Source organism: Microcoleus sp. Pol11C2 (assembly GCF_036701505.1).
GTDB lineage: Bacteria > Cyanobacteriota > Cyanobacteriia > Cyanobacteriales > Microcoleaceae > Microcoleus.
The window spans coordinates 1-1,019 of sequence record NZ_JAUBQX010000127.1 but is presented as its reverse complement, the minus strand read 5'-3'; the positions used below and the strand labels follow the sequence as shown (position 1 = coordinate 1,019).

Sequence of the window (1,019 nt, the reverse complement as noted above, 5' to 3'; positions counted from 1 at the left end):
TACAGCAAATTCCATGTAAATGTGGTACACTATATTCAGTACATCAGCAGAAAAAATGAAAGCTTATTCGCTCGAGTTTCGTAAAAAAATAATTAAAGCCTATGAACAAGGTGATACGTCAATCAGGAAAGTAGCCCAACGTTTTGATGTGAGTAAAGCCTTTGTTCAAAAAATCTTAAAACAAAAACAAACGACTGGTCACGTTCAACCAAAAAAACAGGGTGGAAGCCTTAAAACTGTGTTGCACTCGTCCACAGATAAATTAATCCAGATGGTAGAAAAATATCCTGATAGTACCTTATTAGAATATTGTGAATATTGGCTAGATAGCTACCAACAATCTGTCAGTCCTAGTATGATGTGTCGCGAATTAATCAAACAAAATCTGACGCGAAAAAAAAGACAATACGGAGTAGTCAATCTGCCACCGACCGAGTGCAACTTTTGAGGTGTGAATATTGGGACAAAGTGAAAAATATCGACCCTGACAACCTCGTTTTTTTGGATGAAATGGGTGTTCTATTGGGGTTAACACGAACCCATGCACGTTCAAAATGTGGTAGTAGAGTCTATGATTTAAAACCATTTTATCGGGGTGCAAAAGTTACAGTTATTGGAGCAATCAGCTTAAAAAAAGTAGTAGGATTAATGACGCTCAACGGGTCGATGGATAGTCAGGCATTTGCAGTTTTTGTTGAACAGTGCTTAGTGCCAAACTTATGGGAGGGTGCAGTCGTTGTTATGGATAATCTACCAGCCCATAAGTTGGCGGTGATTGAACCACTGATTCAAGCCGCGGGTGCAAGTGTTCTGAATTTATCGCCCTATTCTCCTGACTTTAATCCAATCGAATTATGGTGGTCACAACTCAAAGCTTTTTTACGTAAGTTTTCGCCCACTACTACCAAGATGGTTGATGTTTTACTAGCTACGGCGCTTGATTTGGTTAATATTAAGCACTTTAAAAACTGGTTTACAAGCTGCTGCTACTGTACTTCATAAACCTGGAATCCGCTGTA

The 1,019-nt window shown here is 39.0% G+C and carries 2 protein-coding genes; both read left to right on the top strand.

What is annotated here, in order from left to right; all coding sequences use genetic code 11:
• Nucleotides 1-55: 55 nt before the first annotated feature.
• Nucleotides 56-448 carry an IS630 transposase-related protein gene (locus tag QUA42_RS27615; RefSeq protein WP_333141878.1) on the top strand — a complete coding sequence of 131 codons (393 nt, stop codon included), beginning with the start codon at nt 56-58 and terminating at the stop codon, nt 446-448.
• A gap of 20 nt (nt 449-468) precedes the next feature.
• Nucleotides 469-1,002 carry a transposase gene (locus tag QUA42_RS27610; protein ID WP_333141876.1) on the top strand — a complete coding sequence of 178 codons (534 nt, stop codon included), beginning with the start codon at nt 469-471 and terminating at the stop codon, nt 1,000-1,002.
• The last annotated feature ends 17 nt before the right edge of the window (nt 1,003-1,019 follow it).

Coding starts and splice junctions, on each gene's coding strand:
- QUA42_RS27615 (WP_333141878.1), top strand. CDS start 56: ATGAAAGCTTATTCGCTCGAGTTTCGTAAAAAAATAATTAAAGCCTAT.